General features: G+C 59.0%; 23 protein-coding genes and 4 pseudogenes. 14 read left to right on the top strand and 13 right to left on the bottom strand.

Features of this window, described 5'->3' with window-relative positions; translation table 11 throughout:
• Positions 1 to 28: 28 nt before the first annotated feature.
• Genes catA through QFW87_RS15905 form a run of 3 tightly spaced genes read right to left on the bottom strand, consistent with a single transcriptional unit; the run spans position 29 to position 2,463 of the window.
• Entirely contained in the window at positions 29 to 958 is a 930-nt protein-coding gene (gene catA / locus QFW87_RS15895; protein ID WP_283188213.1) for a catechol 1,2-dioxygenase, read from the bottom strand.
• Between the two features lie 55 nt (positions 959 to 1,013).
• Positions 1,014 to 1,304, bottom strand: a complete 291-nt coding sequence (catC, locus tag QFW87_RS15900; RefSeq protein ID WP_283188214.1) for a muconolactone Delta-isomerase — start codon at positions 1,302 to 1,304, stop codon at positions 1,014 to 1,016.
• Between the two features lie 10 nt (positions 1,305 to 1,314).
• Positions 1,315 to 2,463 (bottom strand): muconate cycloisomerase family protein, encoded by a 1,149-nt coding sequence (locus QFW87_RS15905; RefSeq protein WP_283188215.1) that lies wholly within the window; start codon positions 2,461 to 2,463, stop codon positions 1,315 to 1,317.
• Positions 2,464 to 2,590: 127 nt separating this feature from the next.
• On the opposite strand from QFW87_RS15905, the gene QFW87_RS15910 reads away from it, so the two are divergent.
• Positions 2,591 to 3,475: a LysR family transcriptional regulator gene (locus QFW87_RS15910; RefSeq protein WP_008154539.1), complete on the top strand. Its 885-nt coding sequence runs from the start codon at positions 2,591 to 2,593 to the stop codon at positions 3,473 to 3,475.
• Here QFW87_RS15910 and QFW87_RS15915 read toward each other — a convergent pair.
• The 3 genes and pseudogenes from QFW87_RS15915 to QFW87_RS15925 all read right to left on the bottom strand — a co-directional run bounded on the left by QFW87_RS15915 (position 3,472) and on the right by QFW87_RS15925 (position 5,830).
• Positions 3,472 to 3,714 carry a DUF1652 domain-containing protein gene (locus QFW87_RS15915; protein ID WP_046047441.1) on the bottom strand — a complete coding sequence of 81 codons (243 nt, stop codon included), beginning with the start codon at positions 3,712 to 3,714 and terminating at the stop codon, positions 3,472 to 3,474. The genes QFW87_RS15910 and QFW87_RS15915 overlap by 4 nt on opposite strands.
• 119 nt (positions 3,715 to 3,833) lie before the next feature.
• Positions 3,834 to 4,733 carry a polysaccharide deacetylase family protein gene (locus QFW87_RS15920; protein ID WP_283188216.1) on the bottom strand — a complete coding sequence of 300 codons (900 nt, stop codon included), beginning with the start codon at positions 4,731 to 4,733 and terminating at the stop codon, positions 3,834 to 3,836.
• 149 nt (positions 4,734 to 4,882) lie between these two features.
• Positions 4,883 to 5,830 (bottom strand): annotated as a pseudogene (locus QFW87_RS15925) (ABC transporter substrate-binding protein).
• A gap of 295 nt (positions 5,831 to 6,125) precedes the next feature.
• On the opposite strand from QFW87_RS15925, the gene QFW87_RS15930 reads away from it, so the two are divergent.
• From QFW87_RS15930 to QFW87_RS15955, 6 genes and pseudogenes are all read left to right on the top strand, one after another.
• On the top strand, positions 6,126 to 7,124 hold the full coding sequence (locus tag QFW87_RS15930; RefSeq protein ID WP_283188217.1) for an aliphatic sulfonate ABC transporter substrate-binding protein: 999 nt from the start codon (positions 6,126 to 6,128) through the stop codon (positions 7,122 to 7,124).
• A gap of 49 nt (positions 7,125 to 7,173) precedes the next feature.
• Positions 7,174 to 8,010 (top strand): ABC transporter permease, encoded by an 837-nt coding sequence (locus QFW87_RS15935; RefSeq protein ID WP_283188218.1) that lies wholly within the window; start codon positions 7,174 to 7,176, stop codon positions 8,008 to 8,010.
• 3 nt (positions 8,011 to 8,013) lie between these two features.
• A complete protein-coding gene (locus QFW87_RS15940; RefSeq protein WP_283188219.1) occupies positions 8,014 to 8,727 on the top strand; it encodes an ABC transporter ATP-binding protein in 714 nt (237 codons plus the stop codon).
• Between the two features lie 65 nt (positions 8,728 to 8,792).
• Positions 8,793 to 9,473 carry an SOS response-associated peptidase gene (locus tag QFW87_RS15945; protein WP_283184025.1) on the top strand — a complete coding sequence of 227 codons (681 nt, stop codon included), beginning with the start codon at positions 8,793 to 8,795 and terminating at the stop codon, positions 9,471 to 9,473.
• Between the two features lie 263 nt (positions 9,474 to 9,736).
• Positions 9,737 to 10,009, top strand: coding sequence for a hypothetical protein (locus QFW87_RS15950; RefSeq protein WP_283190922.1), 273 nt, complete (start codon positions 9,737 to 9,739; stop codon positions 10,007 to 10,009).
• Between the two features lie 302 nt (positions 10,010 to 10,311).
• A pseudogene (locus tag QFW87_RS15955) lies at positions 10,312 to 11,635 on the top strand (IS4 family transposase).
• Positions 11,636 to 11,682: 47 nt separating this feature from the next.
• On the opposite strand, the gene QFW87_RS15960 reads toward QFW87_RS15955, so the two are convergent.
• From QFW87_RS15960 to QFW87_RS15970, 3 genes are read right to left on the bottom strand one after another with little or no spacing between them, the layout of a single operon-like run.
• Positions 11,683 to 11,844 (bottom strand): hypothetical protein, encoded by a 162-nt coding sequence (locus tag QFW87_RS15960; protein ID WP_283184024.1) that lies wholly within the window; start codon positions 11,842 to 11,844, stop codon positions 11,683 to 11,685.
• A gap of 60 nt (positions 11,845 to 11,904) precedes the next feature.
• On the bottom strand, positions 11,905 to 12,216 hold the full coding sequence (locus QFW87_RS15965) for an AzlD domain-containing protein (protein WP_283184555.1): 312 nt from the start codon (positions 12,214 to 12,216) through the stop codon (positions 11,905 to 11,907).
• On the bottom strand, positions 12,216 to 12,914 hold the full coding sequence (locus QFW87_RS15970; RefSeq protein WP_283184023.1) for an AzlC family ABC transporter permease: 699 nt from the start codon (positions 12,912 to 12,914) through the stop codon (positions 12,216 to 12,218). Before QFW87_RS15970 ends, QFW87_RS15965 begins: the two co-directional genes overlap by 1 nt.
• A gap of 418 nt (positions 12,915 to 13,332) precedes the next feature.
• Between QFW87_RS15970 and dapA the strand changes: the two genes are divergently transcribed.
• The 3 genes and pseudogenes from dapA to QFW87_RS15985 all read left to right on the top strand — a co-directional run.
• Entirely contained in the window at positions 13,333 to 14,208 is an 876-nt protein-coding gene (gene dapA, locus QFW87_RS15975; RefSeq protein ID WP_283188220.1) for a 4-hydroxy-tetrahydrodipicolinate synthase, read from the top strand.
• A gap of 60 nt (positions 14,209 to 14,268) precedes the next feature.
• Positions 14,269 to 14,643: a DUF2784 domain-containing protein gene (locus QFW87_RS15980; RefSeq protein WP_283184021.1), complete on the top strand. Its 375-nt coding sequence runs from the start codon at positions 14,269 to 14,271 to the stop codon at positions 14,641 to 14,643.
• Between the two features lie 22 nt (positions 14,644 to 14,665).
• Positions 14,666 to 15,064: pseudogene (locus tag QFW87_RS15985) on the top strand (LysR family transcriptional regulator); the annotation flags it as partial.
• Positions 15,065 to 15,089: 25 nt separating this feature from the next.
• Here QFW87_RS15985 and QFW87_RS15990 read toward each other — a convergent pair.
• Positions 15,090 to 16,667, bottom strand: coding sequence for a sensor domain-containing diguanylate cyclase (locus tag QFW87_RS15990; protein ID WP_283184019.1), 1,578 nt, complete (start codon positions 16,665 to 16,667; stop codon positions 15,090 to 15,092).
• Positions 16,668 to 16,888: 221 nt separating this feature from the next.
• A complete protein-coding gene (locus tag QFW87_RS15995) occupies positions 16,889 to 17,416 on the bottom strand; it encodes a DUF3087 domain-containing protein (protein WP_283184018.1) in 528 nt (175 codons plus the stop codon).
• Between the two features lie 211 nt (positions 17,417 to 17,627).
• Here QFW87_RS15995 and ppnN point away from each other — a divergent pair, with 211 nt between their 5' ends.
• A complete protein-coding gene (gene ppnN, locus QFW87_RS16000) occupies positions 17,628 to 19,001 on the top strand; it encodes a nucleotide 5'-monophosphate nucleosidase PpnN (RefSeq protein ID WP_008151729.1) in 1,374 nt (457 codons plus the stop codon).
• 85 nt (positions 19,002 to 19,086) lie between these two features.
• Complete coding sequence (locus QFW87_RS16005) at positions 19,087 to 19,527, top strand: NUDIX domain-containing protein (RefSeq protein ID WP_283184017.1); 441 nt, start codon at positions 19,087 to 19,089, stop codon at positions 19,525 to 19,527.
• Between the two features lie 75 nt (positions 19,528 to 19,602).
• Here the strand turns inward: QFW87_RS16005 and QFW87_RS16010 are convergent.
• Together QFW87_RS16010 and QFW87_RS16015 are read right to left on the bottom strand one after the other, a co-directional pair.
• Positions 19,603 to 20,682, bottom strand: a pseudogene (locus QFW87_RS16010) (alpha/beta hydrolase).
• Positions 20,683 to 20,799: 117 nt separating this feature from the next.
• Positions 20,800 to 21,063: a DUF2790 domain-containing protein gene (locus tag QFW87_RS16015; RefSeq protein WP_283188222.1), complete on the bottom strand. Its 264-nt coding sequence runs from the start codon at positions 21,061 to 21,063 to the stop codon at positions 20,800 to 20,802.
• A 213-nt stretch (positions 21,064 to 21,276) separates the two neighbouring features.
• Between QFW87_RS16015 and QFW87_RS16020 the strand changes: the two genes are divergently transcribed.
• Both QFW87_RS16020 and QFW87_RS16025 read left to right on the top strand, forming a co-directional pair.
• Positions 21,277 to 22,017 (top strand): response regulator, encoded by a 741-nt coding sequence (locus QFW87_RS16020; RefSeq protein WP_283188223.1) that lies wholly within the window; start codon positions 21,277 to 21,279, stop codon positions 22,015 to 22,017.
• A 195-nt stretch (positions 22,018 to 22,212) separates the two neighbouring features.
• On the top strand, positions 22,213 to 22,515 hold the full coding sequence (locus tag QFW87_RS16025; RefSeq protein WP_283184013.1) for a phage infection protein: 303 nt from the start codon (positions 22,213 to 22,215) through the stop codon (positions 22,513 to 22,515).
• Positions 22,516 to 22,653: the final 138 nt, after the last annotated feature.

Consider the following 22,653-nt stretch of genomic DNA (forward strand, 5'->3'; position numbering starts at 1 on the left):
CGTGGCCCGGTTCCGCTGTTCGAGGATATCAGTCCTCGAGTGCGCGGACCCGCTCGTGGCGTTGCTGCTCGTCGGGTTGTGCGGAGGTCTGCAAGGTGAAATCGAAGTCGATTTCGGCAAAGCGACCGTTCACACCATGGGCCGCCGCACGCTGTTGATCATCACTGAAGGTGACTTTCGCGATCAGCTCATCCCGAGTGGCATAGGCGAAATCGTCGTGCAGGTACTGATCGCCATCGAGGTTGATCTGGGTGGTCAGGTGACGATGATCCGGCGCGGAGATGAAGAAGTGAATGTGCGCCGGCCGTTGCCCATGACGGCCCAGTTGATCGAGCAGTAGCTGGGTCGGACCGTCCGGCGGGCAGCCATAGCCCGACGGCACGATACTGCGAAAGCGATAACGACCGTCGGCATCGGTGACGATACGACGACGCAGGTTGAACTCCGATTGAGTGGTATCGAAGTAGGAGTAAGTGCCACCGGTGTTGGCGTGCCAGACATCCACCACCGCGCCGGCCAACGGTTCGCCGGCGGTGTTCTTGACCTGGCCCTGCATGAACAGCACCACACCCGGATCGACGCCGTCATCCAGTCGCGCTTCGCCTTCCGACAGCGGCGCACCCGCCACGTACAGCGGGCCTTCGATGGTCCGCGGTGTGCCTCCGGCCTTGCCCGCCTGTTCGTCTTCAGCATCCATCAGCAGGTCGAGGTAATGCTCCAGACCGAGCCCGGCCACCACCAACCCGGCCTCTTGACGCGCACCCAGCACGTTGAGGTAGTTGACGGCTTTCCAGAACTCTTCCGGGGTCACGGCCAGGTCTTCGATGATGTTCACCGAATCACGCAGGATGCGGTAGACCAGGGCCTTGACCCGCGGGTCGCCGGCGTCGTTGAGCAGACCGCTGGCCTCTTCGAGAAACTTCTGGACACCGGCAGTGTGGGAAATCTTGACGTTCATTTTGGTGGGTTCCTCATCTTGTAATTATTAGCGTAGCGAACTGAACAGGCTGGGTTCAGCGGTCATCCTCGCGGATGGAAGAAGGATGCCGGCACATCGCGTCGACCTCGATCGCCATGTATGAAAACAGCGGCAATTGCATGAGCAAGTCGTGCAGTTCCTGAACGCTGTCGACGTCGAAAACGCTGTAATTGGCATAGTGACCGGCGATGCGCCACAGGTGACGCCACTTGCCTTGCTCTTGCAGGCGCTGGGCCAGGGCTTTTTCGTCAGCCTTCAATTTGGCGGCTGCTTGCGGATTCATGTCGACCGGCAGATTCACGGTCATTTTTACGTGGAACAGCATGTTGCTCTCCTCAGGCTTGATGAATGGCAGTCGACGTTTTGTCACGGCGGAAGAACGCCAGACGTTCTTCATCGAGGCTCAGGCCAAGCCCCGGTGTTTTCGGCACGTGCAGCTCAAAATCGCGATAGACCAGCGCCTCGCTGAGAATGTCTTCAGTCAGCAGCAATGGACCGAACAGCTCGGTATCCCACGCCAGCTTGTTCAGCGTGATAAAGGCATGGGCCGAGGCCAGGGTGCCGATGCCACCTTCAAGCATGGTGCCGCCATACAGGCCGATACCGGCGGCTTCGGCAATCGCAGCGGTTCGCAGCACGGCGCGCGGACCGCCGTTCTTGGCGATTTTCAGGGCGAACACCGACGCCGCGCCGTCCCGCGCCAGGTTGAACGCATCTTCCACGCACTCGATGGATTCATCGGCCATGATCGGCGCCGGGCTCATGGTGTTCAAACGCGCCATGCCGGCGCGGTTGTTGCGCGAGATCGGCTGTTCGATCAGGTCGATGCCGTTGGTTCCCAGGATCCGGCAGGCGCGCAGCGCGACCGCTTCATCCCAGGCCTGATTGACATCCACCCGCACGCTGGCGCGGTCTCCCAACGCTTTTTTGATCGCAATGACGTGGGCCAGGTCGCGGTTGACCTCACCCGCCCCGATTTTCAGTTTGAAGATCCGATGGCGGCGCAGGTCGAGCATTTTTTCCGCCTCGGCGATGTCCTTGTCGGTGTCGCCACTGGCCAGGGTCCATGCCACTGGCAGGGCATCGCGAACGCGGCCGCCCAGCAACTCGCTGACCGGCAGCCCAAGGCGTTTGCCCTGAGCGTCGAGCAACGCGGTTTCGATACCTGATTTAGCGAACGTGTTGCCACGGATACTGCGCTCCAGACGCAACATCGCGGCATTCACGCTGGCGCTGTCCTGGCCCAGCAACAGCGGCGCGAAGTGTTTGTCGATGTTGGTCTTGATGCTGTCAGGGCTTTCGTTGCCGTAGGCCAGGCCACCGATGGTGGTGGACTCACCAATACCTTCAATGCCGTCGGCGCAGCGCACGCGAATGATCACCAGGGTTTGATTCTGCATGGTGTGCATCGCCAGCTTGTGCGGGCGGATGGTCGGCAGATCGACGATGATCGTCTCGATCGATTCAATGGCTGTTGCAAGCATGTCGATACCCGTCAGGTTCTTAAAGTTCTGGAACCGATTCTGGTACGGCTTTTTTCGGGAAGCCAATATAGAATTGGTCTGACTTGATACCTTTAAGGTATGCAAACGACTTGTGCTTGGAGGCCCCATGGAACTGCGTCACCTACGGTATTTTCAGGTGTTGGCTCAAACCCTCAATTTCACCCGCGCCGCCGAGCTTTTGCACATTGCCCAACCGCCGCTGAGCCGGCAGATGCAGCAACTGGAGGATGAACTCGGGGTGTTGTTGCTGGAACGCGGGCGACCGCTGAAGCTGACCGATGCCGGGCGGTTTTTCCATGAGCACTCCACCGCCCTGCTCGAGCAACTGAGCAAGGTGTGCGACAACACGCGACGGATCGGTCTGGGCGAAAAGACCTGGCTGGGTATCGGTTTCGCCCCGTCGACGCTTTACGGCGTGCTGCCGGAACTGATTCGCCGTTTGCGCAGCGGCGAGCCCCTGGAGCTTGAACTGGGGCTCTCGGAAATGACCACGTTGCAACAAGTGCAGGCGCTCAAGGCCGGGCGCATCGACATTGGTTTCGGCCGCATTCGCATCGATGACCCGGCGATCATCCAGACTGTGTTGACCGAAGATCGGCTGGTCGCCGCCCTGCCCGCCGGTCACCCATTACTGGCCGGGCCGATCAGTCTTCGCGAATTGGCGAAAGAACCCTTCGTGCTGTACCCCGGTAACCCACGTCCTAGCTACGCCGACCATGTGATCGCGTTATTCGAATCCTATGGCGTGAGCATCCATGTGGCGCAATGGACCAATGAGCTGCAAACAGCCATCGGTCTGGTGGGAGCGGGAATCGGCGTCACCCTGGTGCCGGCCTCGGTGCAATTGCTGCACCGCGACGACATCGGTTTCACGCCGCTGCTGGAAGACAACGCGACCTCGCCGATTATTCTCAGCAGGCGCGTGGGCGACGTATCGCCGGGGTTAAATCATTGCTTGCAGATGATTGATGAACTGCAACCGCGGGCCTAGCCGGCAAACGCCCGACGACCGGCGCGCATCTCGATGCGCAACTCGCCAATCAGATTGGAGATATCACGAACGGTGGTCAGCCGTGCTGGCGATACTCTGGTGATCAACAAAAGAATTCGCCCGGTGGCGGGTTCGTAGACTTTGATCCGTAACGTTCCGTCGGGATTCACCGTGCAGGCACAAGAACGCGGTTGAAAACCGGACTCAACGATGCGGCAAAGCTCAGGAACTGAAACCATGACTGGCGCCTCCGTGGCCATTAATCGGATCCAACTTTCTCAGCATAGATGCGCTTTTCCAATTCTGCGCCCGCCAATGCTGAAAATAAGTGTTAGCTGTTTCTCACTTTGGCGACCTTTCAATGAGAATCCGCACCCCAGATCCAGTTCCAGAGCCCCGGTAATTTAACCGGCTGTGAACTGTCGCGAACGGTACGCGCCATGGCGGCCCGTTGCAGCGCTGCCGTGTCGTCGTAAAACGGCTTCTCTGCCAGCTTCACCCCAGTGGCGCGGGCACTGTCGAGGAGGATTTGCAGATATTCGCGAGCATGCCGGGCGGTGTAGCGATTGAGGTCGTGGAACGTCACCACCACCGGAATCACCCCGTCCACCACCGGCAACTCGCCAAGAGCGATGCGTTCGCGCACTTCGGACATTGTGCGCAAGAAGTGGGCCCGCCGCCGGGGACTGGCGTTGAAACCCCAGATTTTGCCGTCATTGGCGCTCAGATCGGTGAGCAATACGTGCATGCCGTGCTGCTCATAGGCGGCGAAGACCCGTTTGTCATAGTTCCAGAATGGCGGACGAACAAGGGTCGGCGGCGCGCCGGTGATCGCGGCGATGTCGGCGCTGCCTTTGCCCAGCGACTGCTCCAGTTCTTCCGGACTCAGGGAGCGATGATTGGTGTGCGAGTGGGTCGCCGTGTGGAAACCCAATATCTGCCCTTCTGCGTGTTCACGGCGCATGACCTCGCGACCGATGTCGCTGTTGCCGGCACGTGGTGCACGGGTCTGCACAAAGAACACCGCTTTGAGGTTCGGCTGCACCGGGTTAGTGGCCAAACTGTCGAGCACCGTCATCGTCGGATTCCAGAAACTCGAGGCGCTGGGACCGTCGTCAAAGGTCAGCAGAAAACGGATCGGTGGTTGCGCGCTCAGACGCTGTTCGGTCTGAGGCGTCATTTCGATGGGAGAAGCGATACACCCAACCAGCCCTGTGGCGATGATGAGTGCAGAGAGAACCTTGAACAGCTGTTTCATGTTTTGCCTTGGGCCAGACCGTTACGGTCAACACGTCAAAGGGCAAAAATCCTTCGCCCATTTATCCTTCGTCGGCCCGCAGGTCGCAGCAGGCCGAGGTTGGATAAGGGTACACAGTGTTTGGTTCCAGTGCTGCCCGGCATCGTGGGTTACTGGGCAAACGCTTGCTGAAATGAGCTGTCGATAATCGGCGCAGTCGCCAGCGCAGCCGGCAGCGCTTTTACCTTGAACAGGAAGTCCGCCGTGCTTTGCAGATCCTTGGCTGCCTGCGCATCCACCGGGCCGACGGTCATGTGGGCCTGGCGCAACCAATGGCGTGAAACGTTCTGGTCAAGGTTGGCTTTCTTCGCCCAGAGATCGGCGTACTCGTCGGTGTGGTTGTCGACCCAGGCCCGGGCCTTTTTCAGGCGCACCAGAAAGTCGGCAATGGCTTCGCGTTTGCTGTCGATCGACGGCGTCGAGGCGGCGATGGCGCTCAGGCCGGGCATCAAGTTCTTGGCGGTGAGGATCGGCCGGGCGCCGGAGAACAGAATCTGCTGGGAGATGTAAGGTTCCCAGACCGGGAATGCGTCGATGCTGCCCTGAGGCAACGCGGCGGCGGCATCGATCGGCATCAGTTTGATGAAGTCGACGTAGTCTTCCGGCAGGTCGGCTTTTTCCAGGGCGCGCAGGGTCAATTGCTGGCTCCAGGCGCCGGGCCAATACGCGACTTTCTTACCCTTCAGATCGGCGATGGTTTTGACCGGCGAATCCTTGGGCACCAGCAAGGCGATGGTGTCGGGGTTCTGCCGCGACACGCCGATCAGTTTCACCGGCGCCTGCTTGGCGGCGAGGAACAGAAAGCCCGAATCGCCGAGAAAACCCAGATCCAGCGCACCGGTGTTCAGCGCTTCGGCCAGTGGCGCGGCGGCCTGAAAGTGCTTCCAGTCGACGGTATACGGCGCATCTTTCAGTACGCCTGACGCCTCCACCGAAGCGCGAACGTTTTAGTAGTTCTGATCACCGACGTGCAGGACGACGGGCTCGGCGGCGTAAGCCTGTGGTGCGGCGAACAGTGCGCTGGTCAGCAGACTGCGCACGAATCGGGGCAGGTTCATCGAGGGCTCCTTGAGGGTTATTGCGATAGACCATAACGCTCTTACAAGAAGCTTTTAAAATTCGATTAATGCATAAGCTCATGACCACCAGCGAACAGTGTTTGCCCAGCAACAGCGACTAAACAGACTGTTTTCCCTTGAACATCTCTCTGTCGCTGCTTCAGCGCCAAGGCCTTGAAAACACTCGTCCCGTAAAACATGGCACAGAGCCTGCAATATTCCTTTTATGCAGGAAGCATTTATAAAAAATGATTTTTGGAAATAAGAACCTCGCCGCCTTGCCTGGAGCTGTCCCATGAAAACCACCTTCCGCTTTCCCCACGTCAGGTCTCTGCTCAGCGCCTGCGCCCTGGCACTGAGCCTGCAACCGCTTGCCCAGGCCGCTGAAGCGCCACCAGCCGAAGTGCATCTGGATTACGCCTACTACTCGCCCGTGAGCCTGGTGCTCAAACACTTCGGCTTTCTGGAAAAAGCCCTGCCACAGACCAAGGTCAGCTGGGTACTGAGCCAGGGCAGCAACCGCTCGCTGGAATACCTCAACAGCGGCGGCGTCGACTTCGCCTCCTCCGCCAGCCTCGCCGCCGTGCTGAGCCGCGCCAATGGCAGCCCGATCAAATCGGTTTACGTCTACAGCCGCGCCGAATGGACGGCGCTGGTGGTGCGCAAGGATTCGCCCTACAAGACCGTGGCCGATCTGAAAGGCAAAAAAATCGCCGCCACCAAGGGCACCGATCCGTACCTGTTTACCCTGCGCAGCCTGCAACAGGCAGGCCTCGGCAAAGACGATGTGGAACTGGTGCATTTGCAGCACCCGGACGGTCGCACCGCGCTGGAAAAAGGTGACGTCGACGCCTGGGCCGGACTCGATCCGCACATGGCCGCGAGCCAGGTTCAGGCCGGTTCGCGCCTGCTCTATCGCAACACCCATTTCAACAGCTACGGCGTGGTTAGCGTCACCGACAGCTATGCCAAAGAACACCCAAAAACCATCGACACCGTACTGAATGCCTACGAGCAAGCTCGCGAGTGGGCGGTAAAAAATCCCGAGGAACTGGCGAAGCTACTCGCTGGCGAATCCGGCCTGCCGCTGGAAGTTGCCAAGCTGCAATTGTCGCGCACCGACCTGAGCAGCCCGCAATTGACCGCCAAGGACGTGATCGCCTCCAAGGCTGCCGCACCGATTCTGGTTTCCGAAGAACTGGTTCGTCGTGGGGTGAATGTCGATCAAGTGATCGATCAGCTGATCGACACCGGCTTCAGAGAAACCGTGGCTCGTGTAGGTGCTGTCGAGTGAAACGAGGCTGCGATCTCTTGATCTTGATTCGTCGTGACCGGAGAACCCAATGACCAGCAAAAGCAAACACCTGTCCGCCCCGCTGGCATTGCCCGCACTCCGACGCCTCAACAACGCCTGGAAACTCCGCCTCAAGGCCCTCGCCCTACCGGTGCTGATCCTCCTCGTGCTGGAATTCATCGTGCGTATCGGCTGGTTGCCGTCCTACCAAATGCCGGCCCCCAGCGAGATCGCGCTGACCTTGAGAGACCTCGCCGAAGGCGCGCTGTGGAAGCACATCAGCGCCAGTCTGTTGCGGGTGCTGCTGGGGTTCGCCATCGGCGCCGGTCTGGCCTTGGTATTTGCCGCGTGGGTCGGTTTGAGCCGCGAAGCCGAAGCCTGGCTGGAGCCGACGTTCGCCGGCCTGCGCTCGATTCCGAGCCTGGCCTGGGTGCCGCTGTTGCTGCTGTGGCTGGGCATCGACGAGACTTCGAAAATCGTCCTGATCGCCATCGGCGCCTTCTTCCCGGTGTACCTCAATGGCGTCGCGGCGATCCGCGACATCGACCGCAAACTGGTGGAAGTCGGGCAGATGTACGGTTTCAGCCGGCCCCGACTGGTGCGCCGCATTCTGCTGCCCGCCGCCCTGCCCGGTCTGTTCACCGGCTTGCGTAGCGGTATGAGCCTGGCCTGGATGTTTTTGGTGGCCGCCGAACTGATCGCCGCGACTAAAGGCCTGGGGTATCTGCTCAGCGACGGTCGCGAGACTTCACGCCCGGACATCGTGCTGGCGGCAATCATCGTGCTGGCGCTGCTGGGCAAACTCAGCGACGGCATTCTCGCCGGCCTGGAGAAACGTTTCCTCGCCTGGCGCGACACCTTCAACGGCCAAAGCGCAGAGGATTGAGCCATGACCGACCACCTGCTGGACATTCGCGTCGATCGCAAAACCTTCGCCGCCACCACCGTCCTAAAGAACATCCATCTGCAATTGCAGCCCCGGGAAGCCATCAGCCTGCTGGGACCCAGCGGCTGCGGGAAAAGCACGTTGTTGCGGATCATCGCCGGACTGGAAAAGGACTTTGAGGGCGAAGTGCTCAGCAGCGCCGGGGAAGTCGCTTTTGTGTTCCAGGAGCCGCGACTGATGCCATGGCTGACGGTCGAACAGAACATCGGTTTCAGCGCCGACGACCATTACGACAAAGCCTGGGTCGTGCAACTGATCAACGAAGTCGGCCTCGACGGCTTTGCTCAAGCCCTGCCCAAAGCGCTGTCGGGCGGCATGGCGCAGCGGGTGGCGATCGCTCGCGGCCTCTACTCGCGACCGCACGTGCTGTTGCTCGACGAACCCTTCAGCGCGGTGGACGCCTTTACCCGAATGAAACTGCAGGACCTGCTGCTGCAATTGGCCGAACGTCACGCCATCGCCCTGCTGCTGGTGACCCACGACGTGGACGAAGCGCTGTACCTCAGTGATCGGGTGCTGGTAATGGACAATCGCCCCAGCAGCATTCGTCAGGAGCTGGCGGTGCAACTGGCCCATCCCCGTGACCGGCGGGACCCGCTGCTGGCTCGCCTCAAGGCCTTGTCGTTGACCGAGTTGCAGCGCGCCCATGTGATCTAAGCAACTAAGCTGAAATTTCCAGTCAGCGCTCTTCAATCGGAGCTCTTCAATCAGAGAATCAGCCTATGTGCGGACGCCTGTCGCAGTACCGTGGCATTCACGATTTTGTCGCGGCGCTGAGCATCCCCGACGCGTTGATCAACCACGTCGGGGATGAACTGTTGGCCCGCTACAACGCTGCGCCCACCACGCAACTCGCCCTCCTGCATCTGGAAAGCAACGGCCTGCACGCCGATTTTCAGCGCTGGGGATGGCGGCCGCACTGGGCGAAAGATCGGGCGGCACCGATCAACGCACGGGTCGAAAAAGTCGCCCACGGTCCGTTTTTCCGGGCGATCTGGCCGCACCGCGCAATCGTGCCGATCGACAACTGGTTCGAATGGGTCGACGCCGGGGATTCGACGAGGCAACCGTGGCTCATCCGCCGACGGGACCGGGCACCGATTTTATGCGCCGCAATCGGACAGTTTCCCCGCGCGGGTGATGAGCCGCGGGCCGACGACGGCTTTGTGATCATCACCGCCGACAGCGCGGGCGGCATGCTCGACATTCATGACCGGCGCCCCGTGGTGTTGTCTGCGCCGCTGGCGCGGGAATGGCTTGACCCGGCCACCCCCAAAGAACGCGCTGAGCAGATGGCGCTGTTGCAGGGCGAAGTCAGCGAGGTTTTCGAATGGTACAAGGTGGACAAAGCGGTGGGCAATTCAAGAAATCAAGGCGCGACACTGATTGATGAAACACCCTGAACGAATCAATACAGACATAAATGCAGGCATACGTAACGGATATATATACATATTGAACACTTGATCGTTACACATGTCGTTTCATCCAAGAAACACTTGCCTTTTTTTGGCGATTTAACTATTAACCGCCTGTCTGACACTTCGATACATTTAGAACAACTATGGATAGCATGCGCGCCGCATTCCCTCGGCACCCCGCAATTGACCAAAGAGTCAATAAACCAAGGAAATCCCTACAACAACAAGCCTTGCAGAGAATTAAATTGCGCGACGATTTCACAATTAATCAAGTCGATGGTCTGGCGTGTGTTTATCTTTCGAAGACAGAACACTACCCACTCGACTGTTTTATCGGGCAATACATAAAGACCCGCAACCTGGGTTCAACCCCCACTATCCGCAACCTCCTTCATTCAACCCTCGAACGCTATCCGGGCAAACCTCCGGTCATGGTTAACGAGCTAAACGCCTGGATCGACAAGACCTTGGGTTATCGGGCCTCCCACTCCGATTTTCTGCCGTTGGAAGAGGTTTGAGTTGATGGACCGGGTTCATTCAGCCCACGAACTGAACGAACCCGACATCAAACCACTCGGCTTGCGCCCATGCTTATCCCGACTCCGCTCGTCAAATCGCCGCACACGCCAACCTCGAAACTGCGCGCATCAAAGCGCAGCAATTGGGCATTACGCACATTCGCTGGAATGAAGCGATCTGATTTAATCATCGCCCAATGAAAAGCCTCGCTCAAAAAGCGTAATGCTGTTCACTTAAGGATTGTTGACTAATCCTCAGGCAGCCGGAAAATCCGGAATCTGATAAGGATTCCGGATTTTTTATGTCTGTTGCTCAGGATTTAAGCGCGGTTTTGGATTTTGCTAAGCAACCGCTCTCTCGCCTTGAGGTGTTCACCGATCATATTCCTCATGATTGGATCACCGCAGCGGCCGCTCTGGCGGATAAAGCCACGATCCGACGTCGGCGCTTGCCTTCGGACATAGTCCTTTGGCTGGTAGTCGGGATGGCACTTTTCAGAGGTGAGCCAATAGTCGAGGTCGCTCGCCGACTGAATATTTGTGCCGACGGTCTTGCTAATGAGGTGCTGTTAGCCAAAAGCGGGTTGTCGCAGGCGCGCCAGCGTCTGGGGAATCAGCCTGTCGCTTGGTTATTTCAACAGTGCGCCAATGTCTGGGGATACGAGCGCTACCCGCAAGATGACTGGCACGGTCTTCAAGTCTTTGCCGTCGACGGTGCCTTGTTTCGAACCCCGGAAACGTCGTCATTGCGGGACCATTTTGGCTCCGGCAATACCTCCTCCGATCGTCAAACCCCTTATCCGGTGCTGCGCCTTGTTGCGTTGATGAACGCCCGTTCTCATATCATCGCCAACGCGGCCATCAGCCCTTACCGCAAAGGGGAGATCCCGCTGGCCAAGGACTTCATCGAGAGCATACCCAACCACTCAGTGACCCTGCTGGACAAAGGATTTTTCAGTGCAGACCTATTGTTGAGTATCCAAAGTACTGAAAAAAACCGGCATTGGATGATCCCGGAGCGCAAGGGTACTGTTCGCACGGAAATTGAACACTACGGCGATGGTGATTACCTAGTCCAGATGAAGGTCTCGCAGCAAGCGCGTAAAAAGAACCCACTGTTGCCTGAGTACTGGCAAGTACGGGCGGTCACCTACGAGGTCGCCGGGAAAGAAAAAACCGTCTTCACCTCCCTGCCAGCCTCGCACTTTAGCGCTGAGCAGGTCGCCACCCTTTATCACGAGCGATGGGAAATCGAACTGGGTTTCAGGGATATCAAAAGCTCAATGCAAGACAATGCCTTGACCCTTCGCAGCAAGACTGTAGACCTGGTGTATCAAGAATTATGGGGGCTGTTACTGGCTTATAACGTAGTGCGTCGAGAAGCCAGTCAGGCGGCTGTAGCTCATAAGCGGGCTCCCAGCGAGGTGAGTTTCAAGTTTGCCTGTCAGCACATCGCCAGCCATCTGGTGGTCATGGCCGGAGCGGTCTCGCCCTCACACACGCCAAGACGCCTGGACGAGCGGTGTGCTCTTCATAGCAAAACGCCCCAGGCCTGCGAGGCCTAGGGCGGTGAAGATGTCAAAAACCCGGTATCCGGTTAACCGCAAGGCTGCTCCGCTTAAGTGAACAGCATTGCGCTTTGATAGCGGGGCTTTTTTGTATTTGCAGCGCGGTCAAGGCTTCAGCGGAAGTTCCTGGTCGCGATCTGACAGCTCTTTACCGTCGTCGGGGTGCTTCCAGTCCGGCGTCGAACGCCTCTGCCGCTCAATCTCTTCTTCCGTGGGTTCGTCATCCACATCTTCATCCGGGTACGGACGCTTTGGATCATTAGCCATGTTCACCTCTCTTCCTGTAGGGGTCCCCTTTAAGCGTAGAACAGTTTCGACGGGAACGACTTAGAGCCACCAACGCAGCAAAAAGAAAAACCCCATGCTCAACAACATACTGAGCAAGGTATTGCGGGTGTAAAGCACCAGCCCCACCGCCACCAGCGAACTGATCAGGTACGGGTTATCCCACTGCAGATTCAGCTGCTTGTCCGGCATGAACACGATCGGCCCGCAGATCGCCGTCAGCATGCCCGGTACCGCAAAACCCAGGAACTGCCGCGCATTGCTGCTTAAGCGCACGGGCAGCCGCGGCTCCAGAAACACATAGCGGTTGAGGAACACCAATAGCCCCATGCCGACAATCACCGTCCAGACCATCATGTGCGTCCACCGTAAAATTTGTTGCAGATAAAGCCTGCAGTCATCCCCGCCAGCCCCGACAGCACCAGTGCCGAGCCCCATTGCCAGTAGCTGAACAGCACCGAGCAGAACAACGACACCGCCACACACACCACGGTCGGCACGTTCCGCACCACCGGGGTGATCAGGGCGATAAAGGTCGCCGCGATGGAGAAGTCCAGCCCCAGATGTTCCAGCCCCGGAATGCTGCTGCCCAGCACGATGCCGGCCAGGGTGAAGAGGTTCCAGGCGATGTAAAACGTCAGGCCGACACCCAACGCGTACCAGCGGTTGAACTGTTGTTTGTCATGCGCACTGGTCAGGGCGAACAGCTCGTCGGTGAGCAAAAAACCGAGCCCCACACGCCAGCGTCCCGGCAATGGCGAAATCACCGAACGCATGCTCATCCCGTAGAGCAAATGCTGGGAGGTCAGCAGCAGCGTGGTCAGCAGAATCGAAAAGATCCCCGCACCGCCCTTGAGCATACCGATCGCCACCAGTTGCGCCGCCCCGGCAAATACGATGCTCGACAAACCCTGGCCTTGCAGGGGCGTGAGATTGGCCTCGATGGCCATGGAACCGGCCAGCAGCCCCCAGGGCGCGGTGGCCAGGGACAACGGCATGATCGCCACAGCGCCGCGAAGAAAGGCACTGCGCGGCATGAGTGAATTGGACATAACGCTCTACAACCAGGGAAAGACCTCAGACTGTGCCAGCAGTCATGGCCGAAGGCTTGAACAATCTTGCGCACTTGGTCCGCGGCCAAGCACAACGGCAGAATGCGTGCGGAGCTCGCTGATTTTCGCGATTGACAAAAATCGCGCTGGCTTTTAAAACTGAGCGCCTCATTCAGGGTGTAAGCAAGTATGTCCGCAACCTTCAATCTCAACACTGTCGTCCTTGGCTTGAATGCCAAGGCGCAAGGTTGCGTTGCGCACGCCCTCAAATCGAAGAAACAGTCGCTCATGTGACCGGGGCGCGCTGTCCCGTCAGATGAGCTGACAGGACATTGAGCGCGACGGACACCCTCCCCTTGCTTACTGCCTTCTACGCTTCTGACGGTGACGAAATCGGTCAACCTTCAGGAGTAAGTGCATGTCATCGTTTCAAGGTATCTGGGTCTCTCTCGTTACACCGTTTCGCAACGGTGCGATCGATTTCGTCGGCTTGCGCCGGCTGGTCAGTCATCTGCTGGAAAAAGGCGTGGATGGCGTTGTGGTCTGCGGCACCACGGCGGAAGCGGCGGCACTGAGCAAACACGAACAGCTGGCGGTGCTCGATGCGGTGCTGGCGCAGGTGCCGGCGGAACGGGTGGTCATGGGCCTGGCCGGCAACAATATGGCCGAGCTGCTGCAATTTCAGAGCGAAATCCTGAAACGTCCGCTGGCCGGCTTACTGGTACCGCCGCCGTATTACATCCGTCCGTCCCAGGCGGGCCTCGAAGCGTTTTACCAAACCGTCGCCGATGCCTCCAGCGTTCCGCTCATTCTTTACGACATCCCTTACCGCACCGGCGTGGCGTTCGAGCAGGCAACCCTGCTCAACATCGTCGCCCATGAGCGAATCGTCGCGATCAAGGATTGCGGCGGCAATCAGGCCAACACCCTGGCACTGCTAGGCAGTGGCAAGGTCGACGTGCTGTGCGGCGAAGATAACCAGATCTTCAGCGCCTTGTGTCTAGGCGCCAAAGGCGCCATTGCCGCTTCGGCGCATGTTCATCCGGAGCTGTTCGTGGCGCTGTATCAACAGATCCGCGACAACCGGTTAGCGGCGGGTCGAGCGACATTTTTCCAACTGCTGCCGCTGATTCACAGCCTGTTCATCGAGCCCAATCCCGCCCCGGTGAAAACCGCCCTGGCCCTTGAAGGCTTGATCGACGACGAACTTCGCGCGCCGATGCAACGCAGCAGCGAAACCATGGCGGTGCGTCTGAAGGAAGTGCTGGCGGCGTTGAACAGCAACAATCGATAGAGCGCCAGCAACCAGCCCGAGTACCATGGAGCCATTCGCATAACGCGTCAGGGTGTCGACATGCTTTACCGAATCGCCGCCGACGGGCTGGTCTTGTTCCACCTATTGTTCATTCTGTTCGTGCTGTTCGGCGGGCTGCTGGTGCTCAAATGGCGCCCCCTGATCTGGTGGCACCTGCCTGCGGCTGTGTGGGGCGTGTCGGTGGAAGTCTTCCACCTGATCTGCCCGCTGACCGAGTGGGAAAACCTCATGCGCGACGCGGCCGGGCAAACAGGTTATGGCGGCGGTTTCATCGAACATTACGTGTGGCCGGTCATTTACCCGGCGGGCCTGACACCGGCGATTCAACTGGGACTGGGCAGCGTGGTGCTGGCGATCAACGTGCTGGTCTACTTTAGATTGTTCAGGCTGTGGAAGTTACGTCGGGCAACCTGAACCCGGTTCAAGGATTCCACCCATGTTGTCGATTGAAGATCTCACCTTGCTGGAAGCCATCCGGGAAACCGGCAGCCTGTCCCGGGCTGCGGTCCACTTGGGCAAGGCGCCCTCGACGGTGTCCTACGCGGCGCGGCAACGGGAGGAACGCTTTGACGCCTTGCTGTTCGACCGCCGTCGCTACCGCCTGCAACTGACCCCGGCGGGTGAGTTGCTGGTGAACGAGGCGGCGCGACTGATGCAGGACGTCTCGCGGCTGACTCAACGGGTGCAGCAAGTGGCCAATGGCTGGGAGAGCCGGCTATGGATCGTCACCGATGAGTTGCTCGAATTCGAAGCGTTGATCCCGGTGATTCACGAGTTCGATGCGCTGGCGACCGGCGTGCCGTTGCGCATCACTCAGGAAGTCCTCAAAGGTGTCAGGGCAGTGACCGGTTTGTTTGAATTCAGTTGGCAATGACGCTCATGTTCCGACCGCTGGCCTTGGCCACGTAGAGCGCCTTGTCGGCGGCCCCCACCAGGTCGTTGGGCTGAGCTTGTGACGCCGGGTCGTAAGCGGCGACCCCCAGGCTGACCGTCACCGTGCCGTCAGCCCCTTCACTGTGCTCGATGCCGGCCTGCTGAACCGCGCGACGAATTTTTTCCGCCACCAGAAACGCTCCCACGTAGTCGGTCCCGGGCAGTACCACCGCAAACTCTTCGCCGCCATAGCGGGCAGCCAGGTCGCCGGGACGCTTGATGTTGTCCCTGATGATCGTGCTGATGTTGCGTAAACACCCATCACCGGCCACATGGCCGTAAAGATCATTGAAGCTTTTGAAGTGATCGACATCGATCATCAACAGCGCGAGGTGGGTCTGGTTGCGCCTGGCGCGGCCCATTTCGGCGAGGATGAACAGATCGAACTGACGCCGGTTGGACAGCCCGGTCAGTGCATCCTCCAGCGCCAGCAACTCAAGACTGCGGTTAACCTCGATCAGTTTTTCCTGCGCATCCAGCAATACGCCCTGCACGTGGTTCTGCTGCTTCATGAGGCGAATGAGGCGATAACCGAGGACGCCCAGAAACCCCAGGAACAACGAGACGATCCCGGCACTCAGCAGTACTTCCTTACGCCAGGCGGCCAGGACTTCATCTTTATTCAGCGCCGCATAGATGATCAGCGGATACCCGTCGACCCTGCGAAATCCGACCACCCGCTCGACGCCATCCACATAGGACGGGACCATCGCCGTGCCTGAATTGCCCTTGGGCAACAGTTGCGTAAACAGCGGTCCCTTGGCGACGCTGATGCCGATTTCGGTTTCTTTAAATGGCCGGCGAACGATGATGGTGGCGTCGTCGGCGATCAGGTTGATCACGCCGTTATGACCCATGTCGATGCTGTCGTAGAGCTCGAGGAAATGGCTGAGATAAATCGTTGCCAACGCCACGCCGGCAAAACGGCCATCCGGATGATTGACGCGGCGGGACACCGTCATGATCCATTCACCGCTCGAGCGACTCTTGATCGACGGGCCGATGTGGGGTCCACGGTCGGGATGATTGCGATGGAAGATGAAATATTCACGATCGGCGTTGTTGGCATCAGCCACGACGGCGCCGTTGGAATTGGCAATCCAGCGCCCTTCTTCGTCATAAACAAACAATCCATGGAGCTGGCTCAACTCACTGCGCTGGGCGCTGAGCAAACGCTCCAGCCGGGGTACCCGGGCCTGGTCCATGCCGTCGTTTTCGAGACGATCCACCAGGGTCAACAGCAACGTATCGGCCTGCTTGATCGACGCCTGCGCTTGCGAGGCCAGGGTCTGGGCAAGGTTGGACATCGCCACTTCTTTGTCGTGCAGATGGTACTGGCGCGAGTTCCAGGCCTCCCAAATCACGATAGCCGTCATCGACAGGCACACCGCGACCAGCAGAATCACCGCAGAGCGAACCTTGAGTGTGGCCCCTACCTGCTCGGCTACCAAGGGTATGCCGTGGCGGGCCTGTTCAATTCGATCTTTAACGGACGGATGACCCATGACGCTCCCTGAATATTGATCACAGGGCGAATCTTCCCGTTCGCCCTTTTTATGACCCCTGACGGGTATGAGCCGCCTGGTGGCAGGCGACTATGCCTCATAAAACACCCGATAAGGTGATCTACGCGAGAAGTATTCGCACGGTTAAGCAAGAGCAGTCGCACGACCCGCCGCCTTCCACGACCAAAACGTGGGTGCGGATTTGACCCGCACCATTGTTTTTACTTCGAGGCCTGCTTCACGGCCTCGATCCAGGCCGGATTCAATTGCGTCTGATCAGTCTCGATGCCCAGCGCTTCCATCCGCGCCTTGTGCTGATCCATCTCGCGGGTCAGTTGGCTATGATCACTGGAGTTGCCGTCCAACTCGTGCATCTGGCTCAACCCCAGATGGTAGAAACGCAACAGCTTCATGGCCGTCGGATCCTCCTTCTCCACCGCCGCCGTCACCTGATGCATGACGTTGGTGATGCTCATCAGGCTGCGCTTGAGCTGCCAGCCGTAAACCGCCGGAGCCATCCACGGCTGGGTCCAGAACATGCCACGCATCAGCGCGGCCATCAGCAGCACCGACACAAACACGCCGCCGACGTTGAATCGCAGATTGTCGCCGCCGGGCTCACCGAACAGCGCCACCGCCGTGGTGGACAACACCATCGCCAGGGCCAGGAAAATCAAGGCTATGATTATCGTGCTGCGTCGCGTCTGGCTTCGATAGCGTTCGGGGTTCTGCGGCTGGATTTCGAACATCGCGACGGGGTTCCTTGAGGGCATGGGTAAAAAGGCTGCGGGGCATTATCGCCTCTGCAAGGGATTTAGCTATGCTGAGGCTCCTTTTCATCTTTTCATCGTCAAACGGGGAAATGGCGATACAGCGCAGTTCGTGCCATCTTCTTTCATGGATACATACTATTCGGATGCCATTTGCCTGTATGGATGGCATCGTTTTAAGGATCATTGAATGACCCAACGACAAGTAATCAACGCCTCGGTCAGCCCAAAAGGCAGCCTGGAAACCCTTTCACAACGTGAAGTACAGCAACTGAGCGAAGCCGGATCCGGCAGCACCTACACCTTATTCCGCCAGTGCGCCCTGGCCATCCTCAATACCGGCGCCCATGTCGATAACGCAAAAACCATCCTCGAAGCCTACAAGGACTTCGAAATCCGCATTCACCAGCAGGACCGCGGCGTACGCCTGGAACTGCTGAACGCCCCGGCCGACGCCTTCGTTGATGGCGAAATGATCGCCAGCACCCGGGAAATGCTCTTCAGCGCCCTGCGCGACATCGTCTACACCGAAAACGAACTCGACGCCCAACGCATCGACCTGAGCACCTCCCAGGGCATCAGCGACTACGTGTTCCACCTGCTGCGCAACGCCCGCACCCTGCGCCCCGGCGTCGAGCCGAAGATCGTGGTGTGCTGGGGCGGCCACTCGATCAACACCGAAGAATACAAATACACCAAGAAAGTCGGCCACGAACTGGGCCTGCGCAGCCTCGACATCTGCACCGGTTGCGGTCCTGGCGTGATGAAAGGCCCGATGAAAGGCGCGACCATCGCCCACGCCAAGCAGCGTATCCACGGCGGCCGCTACCTCGGCTTGACCGAGCCGGGCATTATCGCCGCCGAAGCGCCCAACCCGATCGTCAACGAACTGGTGATCCTGCCGGACATCGAAAAACGTCTGGAAGCCTTCGTCCGCGTCGGCCACGGCATCATCATTTTCCCGGGCGGTGCCGGCACGGCCGAAGAGTTCCTGTACCTGCTCGGCATCCTGATGCATCCGGACAACGCCGGCCTGCCCTTCCCCGTGGTCCTCACCGGGCCGAAACATGCCGCGCCGTATCTGGAGCAACTGGATGCGTTTGTCGGCGCCACCTTGGGTGAAGCTGCGAAGCAACACTACGAGATCATCATCGACGACCCGGCTGAAGTCGCGCGTCAAATGACCCAAGGCCTCAAGGCGGTCAAACAGTTCCGCCGCGAGCGCAATGACGCGTTCCATTTCAACTGGCTGCTGAAGATCGACGAAGGCTTCCAGCGTCCGTTCGATCCAACCCACGAAAACATGGCCAACCTGAAACTGAGCCGCAACCTGCCGGCCCACGAACTGGCCGCCAACCTGCGCCGCGCGTTCTCCGGCATCGTCGCCGGCAACGTCAAGGACAAAGGCATCCGCCTGATCGAAGAACACGGGCCGTACCAGATCCGTGGCGATGCGGCGGTGATGCAACCGCTGGATCAACTGCTAAAGGCCTTCGTCGCCCAGCACCGGATGAAACTGCCCGGCGGCGCGGCGTATGTGCCGTGTTATCAAGTGGTTGCGTAACAAAGCTAATAAAGATCGTTCCCACGCTTCCGCGTGGGAACGATCAGCAACTTGAGCTGTAACGTCTATGGAAAGAGAGTTTTTGATGCGCCAACGTAACGCTGCACGACTCCTTGTGATCAATCCCGCCCGTCAGGTCTTGCTGTTTCGCTTCCAGCACAAGGGCGATGCTTTGGACGGACGCGACTATTGGGCTACGCCGGGCGGCGGTCTTGAGGAAGGTGAAACCTTTGAAGCCGCCGCCATACGCGAACTGCATGAAGAAACTGGACTGCACGTCGACACAGTGGACTCTAGCGTGGCAGAGCGCAGCTTTTCGATGATGTTGCCCAGCGGCGAAACCGTCTTGTCCGTGGAACGCTACTTCGTCGTCCGCGCCGACGGTGAACGACTGACGCGTGATGGCTGGACTGCCGATGAAGCCCGGGTGATGACTGAACACAAATGGTGGTCAGTCGCCGAGCTGAAAGATACCGCTGAAACAGTCTGGCCAGAAAACCTGATCCAAATGATGGAGCAGGCCTGACCAGTGCCAGATGAATAACAAAAATCTAGTAAAGATCGTTCCCACGCTCCCGCGTGGGAACGATCGGCATGCACACTATTTCGGCACTAATGCTCGAAGGTGATCCGCGTCGATCACTGCCTTGGCAAAGGCCTGCGGATCTTCCTGCGGCAAGTTGTGGCCGATGCCGCCGTTGATGAGTCGGTACTCATATTTGCCGGTGAAGCGCTTGGCATAATCCTCGGCAGCCGGATGTGGCGCCCCGTTGGCATCCCCTTCCATGGTGATGGTCGGCACCGTAATGACCGGGGCCTTGGCCAGCCGCTGCTCCAGCGCTTCATATTGAGGTTCGCCCTGAATCATGCCCAACCGCCAGCGATAGTTGAAGATCGTAATAGCCACATGATCGGGGTTGTCCAGGGCCACCGCGCTGCGGTCGAAAGTCGCGTCGTCGAAAGTCCATTTCGGGGAGGCCAGCTCCCAGATCAACTTGGCGAAGTCGTGGCGATTTTTTTCGTAACCGGCCTGACCGCGTTCGGTAGCGAAGTAAAACTGGTACCACCATTGCAGCTCGGCCTTGGGCGGCAACGGATTCTTGCCTGCGGCCTGATTGCCGATGAGGTAGCCGCTCACCGAGACCAGCGCCTACACCCGCTCCGGCCAGAGCGCCGAAACGATGTCCGCCGAGCGCGCGCCCCAGTCGTAGCCACCGAGCACGGCCTTCTTGATCTTGAGCGCATCCATAAAGTCGATGACGTCACTGGCCAGCGCGGCGGGCTGGCCGTTGCGAACAGTCTTGTCGGACCGGAAATGCGTGTCGCCGTAGCCCCGTGCATACGGGATCAGCACCCGATAACCCTTGGCCGCCAACAAGGGCGCCACTTCGCTATAGCTGTGAATGTCGTAGGGCCAACCGTGCAGAAGAATCACCACCGGACCATCGGCGGGGCCGACTTCGGCGTAAGCCACATTCAGCAACCCGGCGTTGACATGCTTCAGCGGGCCGAACGCGTCCGCCTTGAGGGTACCGGCGCTGGCAACCATAGGCTCTGGCGTCGCGGTTTGCGCATTGGCAGCACCAAGGGCAGCTAGCTGCATCAGCGCGAAAGCGAGGACCGATGAGCCAAAGAAATGACGACGTGAGTCGTTTTTTTTGCTCAACACATTCATCTTCATGGTGATTTCCCTGGAAGCCATTGACCTGGTGTTCTGGACGACGTGAGTCAGCCATCGCGGGATGATGAGCAGACTGCGCGTTCGTCGGTTTCGACAGCGATGAGCGCAGTGGAAGGATTAGCCGCCCTGATGGCCGCAGTCTGCGAATTTGCTGTAATCGAGGACTTTCTGCGTGCCGCTGGAATCGAGGTAGGTCAGGCGGGCATCGACAATGCCGCAATTACCGCCGCCGTTGTCGACGACGGAAACCACTTTCTTGATATCCAGGTGGGGGCCGTGAGAAGTTGTCTGCGACGGAGCTTGAACATCGGCATGGGCCGAAAACGCTGCAACGTTCAGGACCGCAAAGAAGCTGGCGGCAATCAGTTTGTTCCAGTTCATGGTGATTTCCTCAGGGTTGCAATGGGCGGTGGTTGTGAGGCAAGTCGTCTTGTCTCGATGGAGCCCATTTAATCTTCGCGAGGTATCTGCCATGTGTCGTAAACCGGAATTAACAAGGCGTAAGGTGTCTCCGGGGGCGCCAGATACAGGGCGATACAAGTGCCTGGGACAATCCTTGGAATGCGCAACGGGCGAATGACAGAGGGCTAAGCGATGGACCATGTGAACCACATCCTGATCGTCGACGACGACCGGGAGATTCGCGAGTTGGTCGGCAATTACCTGAAAAAGAACGGCCTGCGCACCACCGTTGTCGCCGATGGCCGGCAGATGCGCAGTTTTCTGGAAACCAATCAGGTAGACCTGATCGTGCTGGACATCATGATGCCCGGCGATGACGGCCTGCTGCTGTGCCGCGAATTGCGCTCAGGCAAACACAAAGCCACGCCGATCCTGATGCTCACCGCACGCAACGACGAAACCGATCGCATCCTCGGCCTGGAAATGGGTGCCGACGATTACCTGACCAAGCCCTTCGCCGCCCGCGAACTGCTGGCGCGCATCAATGCCGTGTTGCGCCGCACCCAGATGCTGCCGCCCAACCTGCTGATCACCGAAAGCGGCCGGCTCTTGCGTTTCGGCCGCTGGCGCCTGGACACCACCGCCCGGCACTTGCTCGACGAAGACGGCACGATGGTGGCCCTCAGTGGCGCCGAATACCGTCTGCTGCGGGTGTTCCTCGATCACCCGCAACGGGTGCTCAGCCGTGACCAGTTGCTCAACCTGACCCAGGGCCGCGACGCCGACCTGTTCGACCGCTCGATTGATTTGCTGGTGAGCCGTCTGCGCCAGCGATTGATGGATGACTCGCGGGACTCGACCTACATCAAAACCGTGCGCAGCGAAGGCTACGTGTTCTCCTACCCGGTGGAATTGCTCGGCGCAGAATCATGAAGCTCCCCCCCAGCAGAACCTGAGGAGCGTTTTCATAGGGTTTTGTATCCGTCTGTATAAGAACCCGCGACAGATACGCAGACACCGATTTCGGCTTGTTCGAGCACACATCACCGATACACCCGAGCGTTTAACTGTGATCACCGGATAGCAGCAGCTACCGACCCACTCAAACTAAACGCACGGAGAATCACCATGATCAACTTCTCGAAAGTCTCGTCCCTGGCACTCGGTCTGGTGCTGGTTGGTGGTCTCGGCCTGTCGAACCTGGCGTCGGCCCACACCGGCAGTGCTGCGTCCCCTGGCCAGGTTCAACAACTGCTGGTGGAAGGCGGCTCCGATCGTCTGATCGAGAATCGCGTGACCGAAGGCGGTGCCGACCGTCTGCAAGAGCTGCGCGAACGTGTTGCATCGGTCAGCCCGAGCAATGCGGTACGCGGCGGTGTGGTCGTGGCGGAAAACCGCGCTGAATTCGGTTCGAAATATCAGCGGTATTGATCGCGGTCCACAGCACAACAAAGATCAATTGTGGGAGCGGGCTTGCTCGCGAAAGCGGTATGACAATCAACATCAATGTTGACTGACACGGCCTCTTCGCGAGCAAGCCCGCTTGTGTCTTGCGCAGGAATTAGACTG

This window comes from Pseudomonas sp. PMCC200344 (genome assembly GCF_030053095.1).
In the GTDB taxonomy this organism is placed as follows: Bacteria; Pseudomonadota; Gammaproteobacteria; order Pseudomonadales; family Pseudomonadaceae; genus Aquipseudomonas; species Aquipseudomonas svalbardensis.

What these genes read in the sequence shown, in the direction of transcription:
- catC (WP_283188214.1), bottom strand. Translation starts at nt 1,304, where the DNA reads ATGCTGTTCCACGTAAAAATGACCGTGAATCTGCCGGTCGACATGAAT.
- QFW87_RS15960 (WP_283184024.1), bottom strand. Translation starts at nt 11,844, where the DNA reads ATGGCTAATGATCCAAAGCGTCCGTACCCGGATGAAGATGTGGATGAC.
- dapA (WP_283188220.1), top strand. Translation starts at nt 13,333, where the DNA reads ATGTCATCGTTTCAAGGTATCTGGGTCTCTCTCGTTACACCGTTTCGC.
- QFW87_RS15980 (WP_283184021.1), top strand. Translation starts at nt 14,269, where the DNA reads ATGCTTTACCGAATCGCCGCCGACGGGCTGGTCTTGTTCCACCTATTG.
- QFW87_RS15970 (WP_283184023.1), bottom strand. Translation starts at nt 12,914, where the DNA reads ATGTCCAATTCACTCATGCCGCGCAGTGCCTTTCTTCGCGGCGCTGTG.
- QFW87_RS15920 (WP_283188216.1), bottom strand. Translation starts at nt 4,733, where the DNA reads ATGAAACAGCTGTTCAAGGTTCTCTCTGCACTCATCATCGCCACAGGG.
- QFW87_RS15905 (WP_283188215.1), bottom strand. Translation starts at nt 2,463, where the DNA reads ATGCTTGCAACAGCCATTGAATCGATCGAGACGATCATCGTCGATCTG.
- catA (WP_283188213.1), bottom strand. Translation starts at nt 958, where the DNA reads ATGAACGTCAAGATTTCCCACACTGCCGGTGTCCAGAAGTTTCTCGAA.
- QFW87_RS15930 (WP_283188217.1), top strand. Translation starts at nt 6,126, where the DNA reads ATGAAAACCACCTTCCGCTTTCCCCACGTCAGGTCTCTGCTCAGCGCC.
- QFW87_RS16005 (WP_283184017.1), top strand. Translation starts at nt 19,087, where the DNA reads ATGCGCCAACGTAACGCTGCACGACTCCTTGTGATCAATCCCGCCCGT.
- QFW87_RS15945 (WP_283184025.1), top strand. Translation starts at nt 8,793, where the DNA reads ATGTGCGGACGCCTGTCGCAGTACCGTGGCATTCACGATTTTGTCGCG.
- QFW87_RS15910 (WP_008154539.1), top strand. Translation starts at nt 2,591, where the DNA reads ATGGAACTGCGTCACCTACGGTATTTTCAGGTGTTGGCTCAAACCCTC.
- QFW87_RS15915 (WP_046047441.1), bottom strand. Translation starts at nt 3,714, where the DNA reads ATGGTTTCAGTTCCTGAGCTTTGCCGCATCGTTGAGTCCGGTTTTCAA.
- QFW87_RS16025 (WP_283184013.1), top strand. Translation starts at nt 22,213, where the DNA reads ATGATCAACTTCTCGAAAGTCTCGTCCCTGGCACTCGGTCTGGTGCTG.
- QFW87_RS15990 (WP_283184019.1), bottom strand. Translation starts at nt 16,667, where the DNA reads ATGGGTCATCCGTCCGTTAAAGATCGAATTGAACAGGCCCGCCACGGC.
- QFW87_RS15995 (WP_283184018.1), bottom strand. Translation starts at nt 17,416, where the DNA reads ATGTTCGAAATCCAGCCGCAGAACCCCGAACGCTATCGAAGCCAGACG.
- QFW87_RS15940 (WP_283188219.1), top strand. Translation starts at nt 8,014, where the DNA reads ATGACCGACCACCTGCTGGACATTCGCGTCGATCGCAAAACCTTCGCC.
- QFW87_RS16020 (WP_283188223.1), top strand. Translation starts at nt 21,277, where the DNA reads ATGGACCATGTGAACCACATCCTGATCGTCGACGACGACCGGGAGATT.
- ppnN (WP_008151729.1), top strand. Translation starts at nt 17,628, where the DNA reads ATGACCCAACGACAAGTAATCAACGCCTCGGTCAGCCCAAAAGGCAGC.
- QFW87_RS16015 (WP_283188222.1), bottom strand. Translation starts at nt 21,063, where the DNA reads ATGAACTGGAACAAACTGATTGCCGCCAGCTTCTTTGCGGTCCTGAAC.
- QFW87_RS15935 (WP_283188218.1), top strand. Translation starts at nt 7,174, where the DNA reads ATGACCAGCAAAAGCAAACACCTGTCCGCCCCGCTGGCATTGCCCGCA.
- QFW87_RS15965 (WP_283184555.1), bottom strand. Translation starts at nt 12,216, where the DNA reads ATGGTCTGGACGGTGATTGTCGGCATGGGGCTATTGGTGTTCCTCAAC.